At 59.5% G+C, this 15,207-nt stretch carries 13 protein-coding genes and 1 pseudogene; 5 read left to right on the top strand and 9 right to left on the bottom strand.

What is annotated here, in order from left to right; all coding sequences use genetic code 11:
* Positions 1 to 44 precede the first annotated feature (44 nt).
* From QN370_RS03680 to QN370_RS03645, 8 genes are all read right to left on the bottom strand, one after another.
* Positions 45 to 836, bottom strand: a complete 792-nt coding sequence (locus QN370_RS03680) for an SDR family oxidoreductase (RefSeq protein ID WP_322125821.1) — start codon at positions 834 to 836, stop codon at positions 45 to 47.
* 76 nt (positions 837 to 912) lie between these two features.
* Entirely contained in the window at positions 913 to 1,626 is a 714-nt protein-coding gene (locus QN370_RS03675) for an ABC transporter ATP-binding protein (RefSeq protein WP_322125820.1), read from the bottom strand.
* Positions 1,623 to 2,393: an ABC transporter ATP-binding protein gene (locus tag QN370_RS03670; protein ID WP_322125819.1), complete on the bottom strand. Its 771-nt coding sequence runs from the start codon at positions 2,391 to 2,393 to the stop codon at positions 1,623 to 1,625. Before QN370_RS03670 ends, QN370_RS03675 begins: the two co-directional genes overlap by 4 nt.
* On the bottom strand, positions 2,393 to 3,412 hold the full coding sequence (locus tag QN370_RS03665; protein WP_322125818.1) for a branched-chain amino acid ABC transporter permease: 1,020 nt from the start codon (positions 3,410 to 3,412) through the stop codon (positions 2,393 to 2,395). The genes QN370_RS03670 and QN370_RS03665 overlap by 1 nt, the downstream gene beginning before the upstream one ends.
* Positions 3,412 to 4,317 (bottom strand): branched-chain amino acid ABC transporter permease, encoded by a 906-nt coding sequence (locus QN370_RS03660; protein WP_323581669.1) that lies wholly within the window; start codon positions 4,315 to 4,317, stop codon positions 3,412 to 3,414. Before QN370_RS03660 ends, QN370_RS03665 begins: the two co-directional genes overlap by 1 nt.
* Positions 4,318 to 4,418: 101 nt before the next feature.
* On the bottom strand, positions 4,419 to 5,669 hold the full coding sequence (locus QN370_RS03655; protein WP_322125816.1) for an ABC transporter substrate-binding protein: 1,251 nt from the start codon (positions 5,667 to 5,669) through the stop codon (positions 4,419 to 4,421).
* A gap of 63 nt (positions 5,670 to 5,732) precedes the next feature.
* Complete coding sequence (locus tag QN370_RS03650) at positions 5,733 to 6,716, bottom strand: alpha/beta hydrolase (RefSeq protein ID WP_322125815.1); 984 nt, start codon at positions 6,714 to 6,716, stop codon at positions 5,733 to 5,735.
* Positions 6,717 to 6,800: 84 nt separating this feature from the next.
* The gene (locus QN370_RS03645) at positions 6,801 to 8,438 is read right to left on the bottom strand and encodes an NAD(P)/FAD-dependent oxidoreductase (protein WP_322125814.1); all 1,638 of its coding nucleotides are present in this window, start codon (positions 8,436 to 8,438) and stop codon (positions 6,801 to 6,803) included.
* A 209-nt stretch (positions 8,439 to 8,647) separates the two neighbouring features.
* On the opposite strand from QN370_RS03645, the gene QN370_RS03640 reads away from it, so the two are divergent.
* Positions 8,648 to 9,589: a LysR family transcriptional regulator gene (locus tag QN370_RS03640; RefSeq protein ID WP_322125813.1), complete on the top strand. Its 942-nt coding sequence runs from the start codon at positions 8,648 to 8,650 to the stop codon at positions 9,587 to 9,589.
* A gap of 311 nt (positions 9,590 to 9,900) precedes the next feature.
* On the opposite strand, the gene QN370_RS03635 is transcribed toward QN370_RS03640, so the two are convergent.
* Complete coding sequence (locus QN370_RS03635; protein ID WP_322125812.1) at positions 9,901 to 10,695, bottom strand: FadR/GntR family transcriptional regulator; 795 nt, start codon at positions 10,693 to 10,695, stop codon at positions 9,901 to 9,903.
* Between the two features lie 207 nt (positions 10,696 to 10,902).
* On the opposite strand from QN370_RS03635, the gene QN370_RS03630 reads away from it, so the two are divergent.
* From QN370_RS03630 to otnC, 4 genes and pseudogenes are all read left to right on the top strand, one after another.
* Positions 10,903 to 12,240, top strand: a complete 1,338-nt coding sequence (locus QN370_RS03630; protein WP_322125811.1) for an MFS transporter — start codon at positions 10,903 to 10,905, stop codon at positions 12,238 to 12,240.
* 10 nt (positions 12,241 to 12,250) lie between these two features.
* Positions 12,251 to 13,228, top strand: a pseudogene (ltnD, locus tag QN370_RS03625) (L-threonate dehydrogenase); the annotation flags it as partial.
* A 1-nt stretch (position 13,229) separates the two neighbouring features.
* Positions 13,230 to 14,519 carry a 3-oxo-tetronate kinase gene (gene otnK / locus QN370_RS03620; RefSeq protein ID WP_322125810.1) on the top strand — a complete coding sequence of 430 codons (1,290 nt, stop codon included), beginning with the start codon at positions 13,230 to 13,232 and terminating at the stop codon, positions 14,517 to 14,519.
* Positions 14,516 to 15,178, top strand: coding sequence for a 3-oxo-tetronate 4-phosphate decarboxylase (gene otnC, locus QN370_RS03615; protein ID WP_322125809.1), 663 nt, complete (start codon positions 14,516 to 14,518; stop codon positions 15,176 to 15,178). Before otnK ends, otnC begins: the two co-directional genes overlap by 4 nt.
* Positions 15,179 to 15,207 lie beyond the last annotated feature (29 nt).

Here is a 15,207-nt window from a genome sequence, read left to right as displayed (position 1 = left end):
GAGGAGCGAGACCAGTTGCTTCTTCGACCCCACCTGACGAAACACTATGCGCCTTGCGCCTCGCGTACTCCGCCATAGGTCGTCAAATGGGAGCCAGCGAGCCATCCTGCATCGACTGGCAGGTTGATGCCGGTAATGGCAGACGCATCATCGGATAGCAGAAACGCCACCGTCCGTCCGACTTCTTCGGATTCGACCAGTCGGCCCAGCGCCGAACCGCCAACGAGTAGCCGGAGGTCGCGCTTGCCGCTCTTGATGTTGGCAAGGATGGGAGGCGTTGCGACATAGCCAGGCGAGACGGCATTGACCCGCACGCCTGCCCTGCCCCATTCCGCAGCGAGACATGCTGCCATGTGCACTACCGCGGCCTTGGATGGCGCATAGGCATGCAGTGGAGCCGTACGTGAAGCAGTGACCGAACCGGTGATCACGATGCCGCCACGACCACGCTTGACCATTAACGCGCCAGCACAGACGCACGACACATACACCCCGCGCAGGTTGACCGACATGATCCTGTCGAACTCGGCCAGCGATGAATCCTCGGGCCGACTGCCCGCCTGGATCAGGCCGGCGTTTGCGAAGAGGGCCTCAATCGGCCCGACCTTGGTTTCGATTAACGCAAATGCCGCTCGAGTCGCGACTTCGTCGGTGACGTCGAACGGCTCTGACTGGCCGCCGATCAACGTTGCGGTGTCCTGGCAGGCCTGCGCGTCAAGATCAGAAATCACAACGCGCCAGCCACGATCGGCAAGCACCTGCGCCGTCGCCTTGCCGATTCCGCCCGCACCGCCTGTCACGACCGCAACGCGGCCTTGTCCCTCGTCTCGCTCCATTATCGTCTCCTGTCATCATGATTAAAATCGCCAGCAACGCGCAAGACTTGGCGTGGCTTGGCTTGACGCCGCCCTGCTAGACGGCGAGATAGCGCTGCTTTATTGCATCGTTATTGCGCAGTTCGTCGATCGTCGCGCTGTAGACGATCTGTCCCTTGTCGATGACCGTTGCGTGGGTCGCTACGCCCAGACAAAAATGCATGTTCTGCTCGGCCAGTAGAATCGTGACGCCCATGTCGCGCAGGGTCCTGATCAGCTCACCGATGGCTTGCACGATGATTGGAGCAAGGCCCTCGCTGGGTTCATCCAGAAGAATCAGCTCAGGGTTTCCCATGAGCGTACGGGCAATGGTCAGCATTTGTTGCTCTCCGCCAGAGAGGTAGCCCGCATTGCGACTTTTCATCTTGGCTAGCAGCGGGAAGACCTCGTAGATGCGATCCCGGTTCCAGTAGTCTTTTCCCTGCGCGCCCTTCTTCGCACCGACGATCAGATTGTCGTCAACCGTGTGGTCCGGGAACACTTGCCGGTCCTCCGGAACGAAACCGATCCCTGCGCGGGCGATCCGAAAAGGCAGTCGGCCCGAGACGATCGCACCGGCAAAAAGAACCTTGCCCCGACAGGGCGGCGCAATACCGGCAATCATCTTGAAGGTCGTTGATTTGCCGGCGCCGTTGCGACCGAGCAGCGCGACGGTCTGGCCCTTTTTGACGTCAAGATTGACATCGAAAAGAATCTGGCTCGCGCCATAAAAAACATCCGCACCTTGAATTTGAAGCAGCGAGTCGGTCATCCGTTTTCTCCTGCTGCCTGGGCAAGGCGATGGTCACTTCCGAGATAGGCATCGATGACGTCCTGGTTCTGCCGGATCTCTTCGGCGGTTCCCTGAGCGAGCACCGCTCCGTACTTCAATACGTAGATCTTTTGCGCGATCTTGAAAACAATATCCATGTCATGTTCAATAAATAGGACGGTCATTTTTTTTGCCCGCCACAGATCCTGTACCTTGCCGATCATGCGCCAGCGTTCGTCGGGCCCCATCCCGGCTGTCGGCTCGTCGAGCAACAGCACGGTCGGTTTCATTGCCAGCGACAGGCCAATGTCGAGTAGCTTCTGGTCCCCGTGGGACAGGTTGCGCGACAGCGTGCCGGCCTGTATCTGCAACCCGAGCAACTCGATGATTTCCTCGACCGACTCCTTTGCCTCGGCCAGCGGAAAACGCCTGAGCAGCTTCCACGATTGCCGCTGGCGGGAGATGACGGCTGCAGTCAAGGCTTCTGTGACCGTCAGGCTAGGAAACAGGGCTGCGACCTGGAAGGCGCGTGCCATGCCGTGCCGAACCACTTCGACGCAGGACTTGCCGACGAGGTCCTGGCCGTCGAACATCACCTTGCCGGAATCAGGCCGGTAGGTGCCCGAAATCAGATTGAAGAAGGTCGTCTTGCCGGCACCGTTGGGGCCGATGATCGCGGTCAGCGAGCCGTCCGGGAAATCGATGGAGACGTCGCGCGTCGCATGGACACCGCCGAAGGTCTTGTCGAGATGTTGAATGGAGAGCATCAGCCTGCCCTCGTTTCGGTACTTGTTTCGGCTGGCGTAGCGTCAGGCTTGCCGGACAATTCCGGCCTGCCGTCCTTGCGACGTCGCAGCCAATCGACCACATAATCGCCGATACCTTGGCGAAGTCCGAGGACGATGATCAGAATAACGATACCAAGAACCAGACCGCTGTGTCCCGTGTAAATGGTCGCGAAATGTTCCAGCAGGCGCAGCAGCACCGCACCGACGATCGGCCCGAAGAACAGCTGCGTGCCACCCAGCATGATCATGAAAATTGCCTCGCCCGACGTGGTCCAGAAAGCGAAGTCCGGATAAGCGCCGGAGACGAACAACGCCAGCAGCACGCCTCCCATACTGGCCATGGCACCCGCCAGAACGAAGATGCCGAGCTTCATGCGTACAACGTTGACGCCCAGAAAAACAGCGCGGTTCGGGTTGTCGCGGATCAGGCGCAGCGTGTAGCCGAATGGCGACTGCCAGATCTGCCGCATCACGGCAACACAAACGACGAACACAACCACGCAGAACAGGTACAACGAGGTGCTGTCCTCCAGATCAATACCCAAAAACGGTGGGCGCGGTATGCCCCCGCGCAAGCCTTGGTCACCCCCAGTCAGGCTGACCCAGGTCAGAATGACCGAGTGGATGAACATCTGGAACGCGAGCGTGATGAACGAAAAATAGAGTTCCTTCAGCCGCACGCAGATGGCACCAATGACCAGCGACAGTACCGCTGTGCCAAGCACCGTCACGAGCATTGCCAGCGGAATCGAAAACCGTCCGGACTGCATCAACAGTCCGAACAGGTAGGCACCGGAAGCAAAGAAAGCGGCATGTCCGAATGACACCAGCCCTGTCAGCCCAACCAGAAGGTTAAGCGACATGGCCAGCAGCCCATAGGCCATGACGTACACCAAAAAATCACGCAGGGCCGGTTTCGTAAAGACGAATGGCAATGCAATGAGAATTCCGAGCATCATGAAAACGACGAGGATATCGCGGCGCAGTCCTGCTTGCATCACTGCACCGGCTTTCGTCCAAACAAGCCGGTTGGCTTGATGATCAGCACCAGCGCCATCAGGCCGAACATGATCCCGTCGACGAAGAGCGGAAAGCCGATCGCCCCGAATGCACGGATGAATCCGATCAGCAGCGCCGCCACCAGCGCACCGGTAATGGAACCCATGCCGCCGATGACCGTGACGATGAAGCTTTCGATCAGGATCGACAGGCCCATGCCGGGCGTCAGCGTCCGGGTCGGCGCAGCAAGCGCGCCGGCAACACCGGCAAGCAGGCTGCCAAATCCGAACACGGCTGCGTACAGCAGCGTCGTATTGACACCAAGAGCGCCGACCATTTGCGGATTGACGGCGAGAGCCCTGACGATCTTGCCTAGCCTGGTTTTTTCGATGACGAACCAGAGACAGGCACCAATGCTGAAACTGACGGCAATCATGAACACGTAATACGGCGGAATGAAGCCGCCGGCGAACTCGAATGGCGGTAAGGCAAATACCTCTGGCAACCCCATCATCTTGTACTCCGGTCCTGCAATGATCTTCACCAGATCATCGAAGATCAGGATCGTCGCGTAACAGACCAGCAACTGCATCAACACATCCTTGCCATACACCCGGCTCATGATAAAGCGCTCGAACAGCACACCGATGATGCCCACGCCAATGGCCCCGGCAAGGAAAGCGACCAGAAAACTCGCCGTGAGCTGGTACGCCGCATAGGCAAAATAGGCGCCCGCCATGTAAAAGGCGCCATGCGCAAAGTTGATCACACCAAGCACGCCAAAAATCAGCGACAGGCCCGATGCCACCATGAACAGCAGCATCCCGATGATCAACGCCGTTGACATTTGCGTGACGACACACGATCCGGATGCAACGCAGGAAAAAAGAGCTTCAAAATCCAATGGAACCTCCGGAAGTAAAAGTCAAGGTTTCGCTCAACTGGTAATTTCAATGAGAGAAAAATGTCCGTCGTTGATCCGACGGCCAGCATCCACGGAAAAAATCAGACGTAGCCTTTGCTTTTCTTCCATTGCAGTTCGAGTTCGATGATCTTTGACCATTCGGTATCGACGTGATCAACCACCCAGGGCGACTTGGCAATCGTCTTGCCCCATGCGACCGGATAATTGATGAGCGTGTGGTCGCTCTCGCGCATGGTCATCATGCCGAACAGCGTTTTCAGATTCATGCCGCCGATCTCTTTTGCCAGCGCGCCGGAATCGGTTTTCCCACCAGTACGACGCACCGCTTCGATGATGAAATTTGCCGCGACGAAGTTTTGCCAGCCCCAGTTGGTTGCCTCATGCTGCGCGATCTTCTCGAAGGAATCGGCGAATGCCTTGTTCTCCGGCAGCACCGGGAAGTCCCTGTTGTAGCGGTACGCCGTATGCAAGCCCTGTGGCAGATTCTTGATGGCGGCCAGGATAGGCGGATCACCCAGTCCGCCCGAGAAAAAGGCAGTGTTCTGGAACAACCGGTACATATTCGATTGCTCGATGAAGGCGACGACATCGCCACCCCACAAAGCGGAATAGACCGCCTGCGGCTTGACCTGAAGTATCTTGGTGATGCTCTCGGTGTAGTCCGGCGAAAACAGCTTCGGCCAGACCTGGTCGATCACCTCGATGGACGGGTCGAAGACCTTCGCATACTGCAGGAACTCCGCCGTATTTTCACGCCCATAGGCGTAATCGGGCGAGCAGGTCATCCATCGCTTCAACTTCTTTTCCTTGGAGATCATCGCGGCATAGGAACCGCCTGCGACGGCGTCGTGAATGCCTTGCCGGGCGCAACGAAATGCCGTCTTTACGGCCAGTTTCGGATCGGCGGTCAGCGACGACGTCTCCGAGCAGGTATGCAGACACAAGATGCCGAGGTCGCGGACGACTTCATGCACGGCAAACGATCCGGACGATGGCTCGGCGTCGATGATGATTTCGCAGCCGTCGTTGTTGATCAGGTCGCGCGTAATTTTTGCGGCTTCATCGGGCTTGCCCTTTGAATCACGCACGACCAGTTCAAACTTGCGCCCGCCGATACCACCCATCGCATTGATCTGGTTGAACGCGAGCTGCACGGCAGCCCGGCTAGAGGTGCCCATGATAGCGACACGGCCTGAGAGGATCGTCGACATACCGACCTTGATCACCTTTGCCTGCGCGCTGGCGATATGCGGGAAGCCCGCAACCAATGCTCCGGCGACGGCGCCCCCGATGAACTTGCGACGGTCAATGCCGTTTTTTGTATGGTCCATGATGCTGTCTCCTTGGTAGTTTTTATTACAGGCTATTGAACCTGTTGTGTGATCAAACGACGATCATCGTCGTCTTTCCGACTCCTCCTGCTCTTTCGGTGCCCCTGCGAAGGCCTCACGCAAGGCCATCGCAACGACATCCTGGAGATCCAGTGCCGCACGAACAACCTTTGTCATCGTGATCACGCCGTGAGGCTGATCGGAGAGCGACAGAAGCGTTACCCTGACACCCTGCCGTTCCAGGCATTCGGCATAGGCCAGACCTTCCGCCCTGAGCGGATCGTGACCGCAGACAACGACCAGCGCCGGCGGCGTCCCTGCAAGTGAATCCGCTTTCATGGGGGAGGCGCGCCAGTCGCTTCGGTCTGCAACCTGCACCAGGTAATGGTCACGGAAATACACCATCGTCGCGCCGGTAATGAGCATGCCGGCCGAGTTCGGCCCGTAGTCTTCCAGGCTCTGGTCCATGTCGACGGCGGGGTAAATCAGTGTCTGCTGGATCGGTAACGGGATGCGTCCGTCACGCCCCATCAGCGCCAGCACGGCGGCAAGACTGCCGCCGGCGCTGTCGCCACCAACGGCAATGCAGCAGGGATCGATCTTCAGCGCCACGGCGTCCTCGACAATTGCCATGTAGGCGGCCACGCAATCGTCGAGCGCGGCGGGAAAGGGACTTTCTGGCGCGAGTCGATAATCGATGGCGATGACACAGCAGTGCGCCTGATTGGCCAGGCGGCAGCAAAGTGCGTCATGCGAGTCGAGACTGCCAAGCATCCAGCCGCCGCCGTGCATGAAAAACAGACATGGCAGGACAGCCTCAAGCGACGCTTGCGCCGGCCGGTACAGACGCAGCCGGATGGGTCCGTCCGGACCCGCTACGGTAAGGTCGCGACGCTCGGAAACCGCTTCGGCCGCAAGCTGGTGGGTTGCGCGCCGGGAGGCATGTGCCAGTCGTGCCTCTGCGAGAGTCATGACCTCGAACGGCAGACTGCCGGCAGCCCTGCCCGCAGCAATCAGCGCCGCAATATCTGGATGTACGCTTGTCATCTACCCTCCTGTCATCCAATCGAATGCAACGGCTCACCGCAAACCGGCACCTTGGCCGGTTTGCGTGCAGCCGATCCTTGCCGTTCAGCTTCGTGCGAAGCCGCGGTAATTACTCTTCGTGATGTCGTTGCAGATGTCGGTGTAGCGGGCGAAGCCGCCGGCGTAGGGCATGAAGACCCGCGGTTTTCCTGGCACATTGGCGCCGAGGTACCAGGACGAACTGGCCATGGGCAGCAAGGTCGCGTTGGCTGCGGCGTTGACCTGCTCCACCCATTGTTCGGCGGCTTCCGGTTCGGCCTCGATGCGCGTCAGTCCCTGTGCACGCATGTCGCGGATGCAGGTCGTGATCCAGTCGACATGCTGCTCGATGGCGATCGGCATGTTGCACAGTACGGAAGGGCTGCCAGGCCCCGTGATCGTGAACAGGTTTGGAAATTTCGGCGTCTGCAGACCCAGGTAGGTGCGCGGTCCTGCCGCCCATGCCTCCTTGAGCGCGTAACCGTGACTGCCGGTGAGATTGAGGCGCAGCAGCGGGCCGGTGAACGCATCGAAGCCGGTTGCAAAAACGATGATGTCGAGTTCGTACTCCTGCTTCGTTGTCCGGATGCCCTTCTCGGTCACCTGCACGATCGGTTCGGCTTTCAGGTCGATCAGGGAGACGTTGTCTCGATTGAATGTCTCGAAGTAGCCCGAGTCAATGGGTGGGCGTTTGGTGGCAAAACCGTGGTCACGCGGTGTCAGCTTTTCGAGCAATTCCGGATTCTTGACGATTTCGGCAATTTTTTCGCGAATGAAATCCGATGCGGTCTCGTTAGCCTTGTTATCTGCCAGGATGTCCTTGAAGGATGCCCTGAACCGCAGCCCGCCGCGTTCCCAGGCCTTCTGATAAATCGCGCGGCGCTCTGCGTCAGTGACGGCGATGGCCGACAGCGACGACATGGTGAACGGATGACCGTTGGTGCCGCTGCGCGCACGACGCCAGACATCATCGTAGTTTTTGCGGGTCAGATCGACTTCTTCCGGCGTCACGGAACGATTGCGGGCGGGGATACTGTAGTTTGCAGTGCGCTGGAAAATGGTCAGGTGCTGCGATCGCCCGGCAAGTACCGGTGCCAGCTGGATGCCGGTCGAACCGGTACCAATCTGGCCGACCCGCTTGCCGGCAAAGTCAACGCCTTCAGGCGGCCAGTTGCCGGTGTGATACCAGTCCCCCTTGAAGTTCTCGAGGCCCTCGAACTTCGGCACGTTGGCCGCCGAGAGACAACCGACTGCGGTGATAAGAAACCGTGTCAGGAAGGTCTCGCCACCGACGGTTTCCACTTTCCACATCGTCGAGGCCTCATTGAAGGCGGCAGATTTCACTTCCGTGTCGAGCTGGATGTCGCGCTTGAGGTCGAGCCGGTCGGAGACAAAGTTCAGGTATTTCCGGATTTCCGTGTGTTCGGGATAGCGTTCGGACCAGCTCCACGCCTGTTCGATTTCCTTATTGAACGAGTAGCAGTAATAGTAGCTCTCGGAATCGCAGCGGGCACCCGGATAACGATTCCAGAACCAGGTACCGCCAATGCCGGCGCCCTTTTCCAGGACACGCACGTTCAGTCCCAGTTCGTCGCGAAGTTTGTGCAGTTGGTACAGGCCGGAGAATCCGGCACCGATGATGATTGCGTCAAACTCATGAGGCGGTGCGTTGAGCGTCGGCGTGATGATGGATTGCGTCGTCATTACTTGTCTCCTGTTATTTCTTTGCGGGACTCAGCGATCCCTTGTTAAAACAAGTGTATGACTTGTCAGGCTGCTGGCATACTTCCGTGTCTTCAAACCTTGTGTGAACTTGCGGCACAGGCAGGCTTGCTGGATATATCCCCGAACCAGCTGGCGCAATGCATTTTCAATGTTGCAGTGAACCACCGGCATAGGCAGAGGTAGAGGCAATGAGTCGTTACTTTGAAATGCAGGTTTTCGTTCGCGCCGCGGAAGACGGCAGCTTTTCGGCGGCCGCCCGCAATCTGGCACTGACGCCGTCGGCCGTCAGCAAGCTGATTGCACGCATGGAGGACAGGCTGGGCGTGCTCCTGTTTCGACGCACTTACCGCTCCATTCAGCTGACGCAGGAAGGCGAGGCGTTCTATCAGGCCGCGCTGACAGCGATTGAAGCGGTGGAATCGGCTGATGCAGCCGTTTTTTCCGGGATGGCGGCCCAGCAAACATTGCGCATCCGCTCAATGCCGATCATCGGTCAGACGGTCCTTGCCGCGAAAGTAGCAGAATTCAGCCTGCAACATCCGAATCTGAGCGTCGAAATGCTGCTGCGAATCGATTCGACCCACCTCCTCGATGACGGCGTCGACATTGCCATCCATGTCGGTCACATGAAGGATTCCTCGCTTGTTGCGATGCCCTTTTCAAGTACGCGATGGATCATCTGCGCGTCCCCCTCCTACCTGGCGCAGCACGGAACACCTTCTCACCCTGACGACCTTGCAAACCATGCCTGCGTCAATTTTGTCTCATCGATTGCAGCCAGCCTCTGGATGGTTCGCTCAGGCGAGCACATGGCAAAGCCGCTGCAGGTCAAGAGTCGCATCGTGTCGAATCAAGCGTCTGTTCTCATCGAATTCGCCCGCGCCGGACTCGGCATTGCCCGCCTCACTGAAGTGCAGGTCGCCGACGACCTTGCGCAAGGCCGCCTCATCGAGCTGTTTCCGAAACATCAATGTCATGAAGAAGATCCGATCATTGCGGTCTACCAGAGCCGGCGGCACCTGAGTAGCCGGATACGGGCGTTCATCGGTTTTCTTCGAACCGCCTTCCCCGATCCGCCTGCCTGGCGGCACTGGCGCAAGGGCGATAACAGTACGCTGCCGATGTCGTAGAAATGAACGTCACTCAATGTCGTTTCACTCACCTCGGCAATTTATCCTTTGAGATCAAATTCGTCGCCGGGGTGATAGTCGTAACAATGGTATTCGGACAAGGCCGTCAGGCTTACTTTTCGGAAGTATTTGCAGCAACATCCGACGACAATCCATGCTCTGATTACGCGGCAGTTATTTCAGCTATTTGGGCTACTCGACCAGCTATTTGCACACTCCCCCCATTTAAAAATTAACGCTTTTTTTAGCAGGCCCAGGCTTTGGCTTTGGCTTTGGCTTTGCTTGCTCAAGTTCGACAGGCTGCCGGCGCGCTACTGTTCCTGCACCAGATGGCGCGCCAGCGCACCACCATCGCCGCGCCAGAATTCGTGATCTGCCTGGCGCACCCGCTCGGCCGCATGCTCCATGTGTTCGGCCGCTGCGGCGCGGGCGGCGTCGGGATCGCCCGCCGCAATCGCGCTGACGATTTTTTCATGCTCGAGGCGGACCTGGTTGGAAAAGTCTTCGCGCCGGGCCTCGTTGGCGCGCGTCACCTTCACGGCTAATCGCGCCGGCTGGGCAAACATTTTGATGAATTTCACCCAGTACGGATTACCGGTCGCGACCGCAATACTCAGGTGAAAAAGTACATCTTCCTCGACCCCGCTGACGCCGGAGGCAACCGCCTCTTCGATACGCCGCAACGCCTGTTCGATATCGGCCAACTGTCCCGGCGAGCGCCGCAATGCCGCCAGCGCAGCGGTCTCCGACTCCAGTCCGCGCCGTACTTCGAGCAGGTTCAGTAGCGATTGCACCGATTGCTCGGTGAGTGCAGCGTTGCTATCTGCCAGCGCCTCCGGCGCGGCACACACATAGGTGCCGCTGCCCTTGCGCGTGCTCAGGATGCCATCGGCCTTGAGCAATGCAATCGCTTCGCGCACCACTGTCCGGCTGACCCCGAAGTGCACCGCCATCACCTGCTCCGACGGTAATCGGGTACCGGGCGCGAGCTGGTCTGCGCGAATTTTTTGAAGCAACTTGCCCGCCACGCGCGAGCCGAGCGTGCCGGCGACAAAGCCATCGCCTTCAGGTTCCGGGTCAGGCAAGGTAAAAGAAGTTGAATCCATGGTGTCCATTTCAGTTATCCGTACATAAAAAGCTTAACGCCAAATTGTACGTAACCATGCGCACCGAGCTGATAAATATACAGCTTGACGTTCAATTTTTAGACACATAACATACAAAAGAACAAATTTAATACAGCCTGCAATCGCAGTCCGCGATCATAAAAACCATGCAAGCACTTAACCCAACCCAAAAGAGGAGACAACTCAATGGCAATTTCCGGAATACGATCGCCCGGTCGTGACACGTCGGCTGCCGCCGGCAGCGATGCCAGCGTCGAAGAAGCCCGCATCTATCGCAAGGTCACCTGGCACATCGTGCCGTTTCTGATGCTGTGCTACATCGTGGCCTACCTGGACCGCGTCAATGTTGGCTTCGCCAAGCTGCAAATGCTCAACGACCTGCAATTCAGCGAAACTGTTTTCGGCCTCGGTGCCGGCGTCTTTTTCCTTGGCTATTTTCTGTTTGAAGTCCCGAGCAACATTATCTTGCATCGGGTCGGCGCGCGCATCTGGATCGCCCGCATCATGATCACCTGGGCGGTGATTTCAGGCTGTTTCATGTTCGTCACGACGCCGACTTCATTCTACGTAATGCGCTTCCTGCTCGGTCTAGCAGAAGCCGGATTTTTCCCCGGCATCATCCTGTACCTGACTTACTGGTATCCGGCCGCACGACGCTCACGCATGGTCTGTACCTTCATGACCGCGATCCCGCTGGCTGGCCTGATCGGTGGCCCGTTGTCCGGCTGGATCATGGAAGCCTTTGCCGGCGTTCAGGGTCTGACCGGCTGGCAGTGGCTGTTCGTGCTCGAAGCCATCCCTGCCGTCGTGCTGGGTATTGCCGTACTGATGTACCTCGACGATGGCATCCGCTCATCCAAGTGGCTGACCGAAGCGGAGAAGCGTGTCCTCGAAGCCGGCATCGCCGCCGACGCCAACGACAAGGTCCCGCATCCGAGCCTGAAAGCGCTGTTTTCGGATGGCCGCTTGTGGCTGATGGCGCTGATCTATTTTTGCTGCGTGATGGGCCAGTACGGCCTGACCTTCTGGATGCCGACACTGATCAAGACCGCCGGTATTCAGGGCGTGCTCAACATCGGTCTGTTCACCGCGATCCCGTATTCGGCTGCGGTGATCAGCATGCTGGTGCTCGGTCGCAGCTCGGACAAATACCGGGAACGTCGCTGGCACCTGGTGATCCCGATGCTGATGGGCGCGATCGGCCTGGTCGGTAGCGCGATGGCCGGCACCACCAACACCGGTATCGCCATCGTTTTCCTGTCGATCGCCGCAGCCGGTGTACTGGCTTCGGCACCGCTCTTCTGGAGCTTGCCAACGTCGTTCCTGCACGGCGTCGCCGCCGCTGCCGGTATCGCAGCAATCAATTCGGTCGGCAACCTGGCCGGCTTCGCCAGTCCGTACCTGATCGGCCTGATCAAGGACATGACGCAGTCGACCGACATCGGCCTCTACGTGCTGGCCGCAGTGCTGGTTGCCGGTGCCGGACTGGTGTTGAGCGTCCCTGCGAAGCTAGTCAGCAAATAAGCGGTTTTCCTTCTTCACAGCCCGGCCACGCCGTCACGGTTGGCCGGGCATTTTTTCTTCAGCAGGAGCAATTTACATGACAGAACAAATCAAGCGGGTCGGCATCGTCGGACTAGGCGCAATGGGCATGGGCATGGCGCGCTCGTTATTGCGGGGCGGCCTTGAAGTCCACGCCTACGACATCCGGCCGGAAGTCGTGCAGCAACTGGTGGCCGACGGTGCCCACACCGCCGCCACGCCAGCCGAACTGGCCGGCCGGGTCGAAGCACTCCTGATCGTCGTCGTCAACGCCGCGCAAACCGATCAGGTTCTGTTCGGCGAACACGGTGCTGCGGCCCATCTCGCACCCGGTGCGATCGTTATTGCCAGCGCCACGGTCGCACCCGAGTATGCCGAAACCCTGGGCACCAAGCTGCTGGCGATGGGCCTGCGCTTCATCGATGCGCCGATCTCCGGCGGCGCGGCCAAGGCCGCCTCGGGCCAGATGTCGGTCATGGCTGCCGGTGCGCCAGACACGTTTGCCGTCTGCACCGATCTGTTCGCGGCGATCTGCGCCAACTTGTATCGGCTAGGCGATCAGCCCGGCCAGGGCTCGAAAGTGAAGATGATCAACCAGCTTCTGGCCGGCGTGCATATCGCCGCCGCCGCCGAAGCAATGGCACTGGGCTTGCGCGCCGGCTGCGATCCCGATGCGCTGTACGAAGTTATCTCCAACAGCGCCGGCAGTTCATGGATGTTCCAGAACCGCGTGCCGCATATCCTCGCTGGTGACTACCGGCCGCTGTCGGCAGTGAATATTTTCGTCAAGGACCTCGGCATCGTGCTCGACTACGCAAAAAAGAGTGTGTTCCCGTTGCCACTGTCGGCTACCGCGCACCAGATGTTCATGCAGGCTTCGGCAGCCGGTTTTGGCGCTGAGGACGATTCGGCCGTCGTCAAGGTATTCCCTGGCATTACGCTGCCTGCAGCCAAAGCAGGGGGAGACTGACATGACCGTGTTACTGGGATGTATCGCTGACGACTTTACCGGCGCTACCGACCTTGCCGGCATGCTGGTGAAAGCCGGCATGCGCACCGTGCAACTGATCGGCGTGCCTGGCGGTCCGCCGCCGGACAACGTCGACGCCATCGTCATCGCGCTGAAGTCGCGCACCAACCCGGCGAGCGAGGCGGTGGATGAATCGCTGGCGGCGCTGCGCTGGCTGCAGCAAGCCGGCTGTCAGCAGTTTTATGCGAAGTATTGTTCGACCTTCGACTCTACGCCGCAGGGCAACATCGGGCCGGTGGCCGACGCACTGATGGACGCGCTCGGCACCGATTTCACGATTGCCTGTCCGGCCTTTCCAGCCAATGGCCGCACGATCTACAAGGGCTACCTGTTCGTCGGCAACGAACTCCTCAATGAGTCCGGCATGCGCAATCACCCGCTGACACCGATGCACGATGCCAGCCTGGTGCGCGTACTGCAGCAACAGGTCAGCGGCAAGGTCGGCCTGGCCGATTACAGCGTCGTCGCACAGGGCACGGATGCGATTGCCGCACGCTTCGACGAGCTGCGCGCGCAAGGCCATCGCTATGCAATCGTCGATGCGGTCTCGAATCAGGACTTGATGGCCATCGGCGCGGCCTGCGCCGACTTGCCGCTGGTCACCGGCGGCTCCGGCATCGCGCTGGGCTTGCCAGAAAATTTCCGCCGGCGCGGCTTGCTGGATGCGCACACCGTGGCTGACCGCCTGCCGGCCACCGGCGGACGGCGTGCCGTGATCGCCGGCAGCTGCTCAATGGCAACACAACAACAGGTCGCCGCCATGCGTGCCGTCGCGCCGGCATTCCATGTCGATCCGCTGCAACTGGCGCGCGGCGATGACGTTGTTGCCACCGCACTCGCCTGGGCGGAGGCAAACCTGGGTCAACAACCGATACTGGTGTACGCAACCGCGACGCCGGAAACCGTACGCGCGGTGCAAGTACAACTTGGCGTCGAACGCGCCGGCACGCTGGTTGAAGTCGCCCTCGCGGCCATCGCGCAAGGATTAGTGCGGCTAGGCGTCGGACAACTCATCGTCGCCGGTGGCGAAACCGCCGGCGCGGTGGTCAAGGCGCTCGGCATCAGCGGTCTGATCATTGGTCCGGAAATCGATCCGGGCGTGCCGTGGACCGCTGTGCTGCACGACCATCGGAGTGACAAGAGCAGCGCCACACCGCTGGCGCTGGCACTCAAGTCGGGCAACTTCGGCAGCGAGGATTTCTTCATCAAGGCCTGGGCCTGCCTGCCATGACGATCGCGATCCACACCCATACCGACGAAGCGCGCCAGCGCGAACTGATCGTCGAGTTCGGCCGCTCGCTGTACGAGCGTGGCCTGACCGCCGGCAGCAGCGGCAACCTGAGCGTGCGGCTAGCCGATGGCTGGCTGCTCACGCCAACCAATGTCAGCCTGGGTCGGCTCGATCCGGCACGGCTCTCGAAGCTCGACGATAACGGCACGCTAATGAGCGGCGAACCGCCATCGAAGGAAGCCTTCCTGCATCAGGCGATGTATCGCCAGCGCGGCAAGGCTGGCGCAATCGTTCATCTGCACTCGACCTATGCGGCTGCGGTGTCCTGCCTGTGCGGACTCGACCACGATGACTGTATCCCGCCACTGACGCCCTACTTTGTCATGAAAGTCGGCCGCTTGCCGCTGGTGCCGTATCACCGGCCAGGCGATCCGGCACTGGCTTCGGTGATCGGCAAGCTGGCCTGCAAGCACTCGGCCGTGCTACTGGCGAACCACGGACCGGTGGTGTCGGGCAGCACACTCGAAGCGGCCGTGTATGCCGCCGAAGAGCTGGAAGAAACCGCCAAACTGTTTTTGCTGCTGCGCGGCTTGCCGACCCGGCCGCTCGATGCAGAACAAATCAAGGACCTCAGCTCGACCTTCGGGCTCGACCTTTAACGCGATTATCAACACACTATTTTTTCAAG

It is taken from the genome of Actimicrobium sp. CCI2.3 (assembly GCF_035019065.1).
Taxonomy (GTDB): domain Bacteria; phylum Pseudomonadota; class Gammaproteobacteria; order Burkholderiales; family Burkholderiaceae_D; genus Actimicrobium.
The sequence above is the reverse complement of the archived record's forward strand: the minus strand, read 5'-3'. Positions and strand labels throughout refer to the sequence as shown.

What these genes read in the sequence shown, in the direction of transcription:
- otnK (WP_322125810.1), top strand. Translation starts at nt 13,230, where the DNA reads ATGACCGTGTTACTGGGATGTATCGCTGACGACTTTACCGGCGCTACC.
- QN370_RS03680 (WP_322125821.1), bottom strand. Translation starts at nt 836, where the DNA reads ATGGAGCGAGACGAGGGACAAGGCCGCGTTGCGGTCGTGACAGGCGGT.
- QN370_RS03635 (WP_322125812.1), bottom strand. Translation starts at nt 10,695, where the DNA reads ATGGATTCAACTTCTTTTACCTTGCCTGACCCGGAACCTGAAGGCGAT.
- otnC (WP_322125809.1), top strand. Translation starts at nt 14,516, where the DNA reads ATGACGATCGCGATCCACACCCATACCGACGAAGCGCGCCAGCGCGAA.
- QN370_RS03645 (WP_322125814.1), bottom strand. Translation starts at nt 8,438, where the DNA reads ATGACGACGCAATCCATCATCACGCCGACGCTCAACGCACCGCCTCAT.
- QN370_RS03650 (WP_322125815.1), bottom strand. Translation starts at nt 6,716, where the DNA reads ATGACAAGCGTACATCCAGATATTGCGGCGCTGATTGCTGCGGGCAGG.
- QN370_RS03675 (WP_322125820.1), bottom strand. Translation starts at nt 1,626, where the DNA reads ATGACCGACTCGCTGCTTCAAATTCAAGGTGCGGATGTTTTTTATGGC.
- QN370_RS03655 (WP_322125816.1), bottom strand. Translation starts at nt 5,669, where the DNA reads ATGGACCATACAAAAAACGGCATTGACCGTCGCAAGTTCATCGGGGGC.
- QN370_RS03630 (WP_322125811.1), top strand. Translation starts at nt 10,903, where the DNA reads ATGGCAATTTCCGGAATACGATCGCCCGGTCGTGACACGTCGGCTGCC.
- QN370_RS03640 (WP_322125813.1), top strand. Translation starts at nt 8,648, where the DNA reads ATGAGTCGTTACTTTGAAATGCAGGTTTTCGTTCGCGCCGCGGAAGAC.
- QN370_RS03665 (WP_322125818.1), bottom strand. Translation starts at nt 3,412, where the DNA reads ATGCAAGCAGGACTGCGCCGCGATATCCTCGTCGTTTTCATGATGCTC.
- QN370_RS03670 (WP_322125819.1), bottom strand. Translation starts at nt 2,393, where the DNA reads ATGCTCTCCATTCAACATCTCGACAAGACCTTCGGCGGTGTCCATGCG.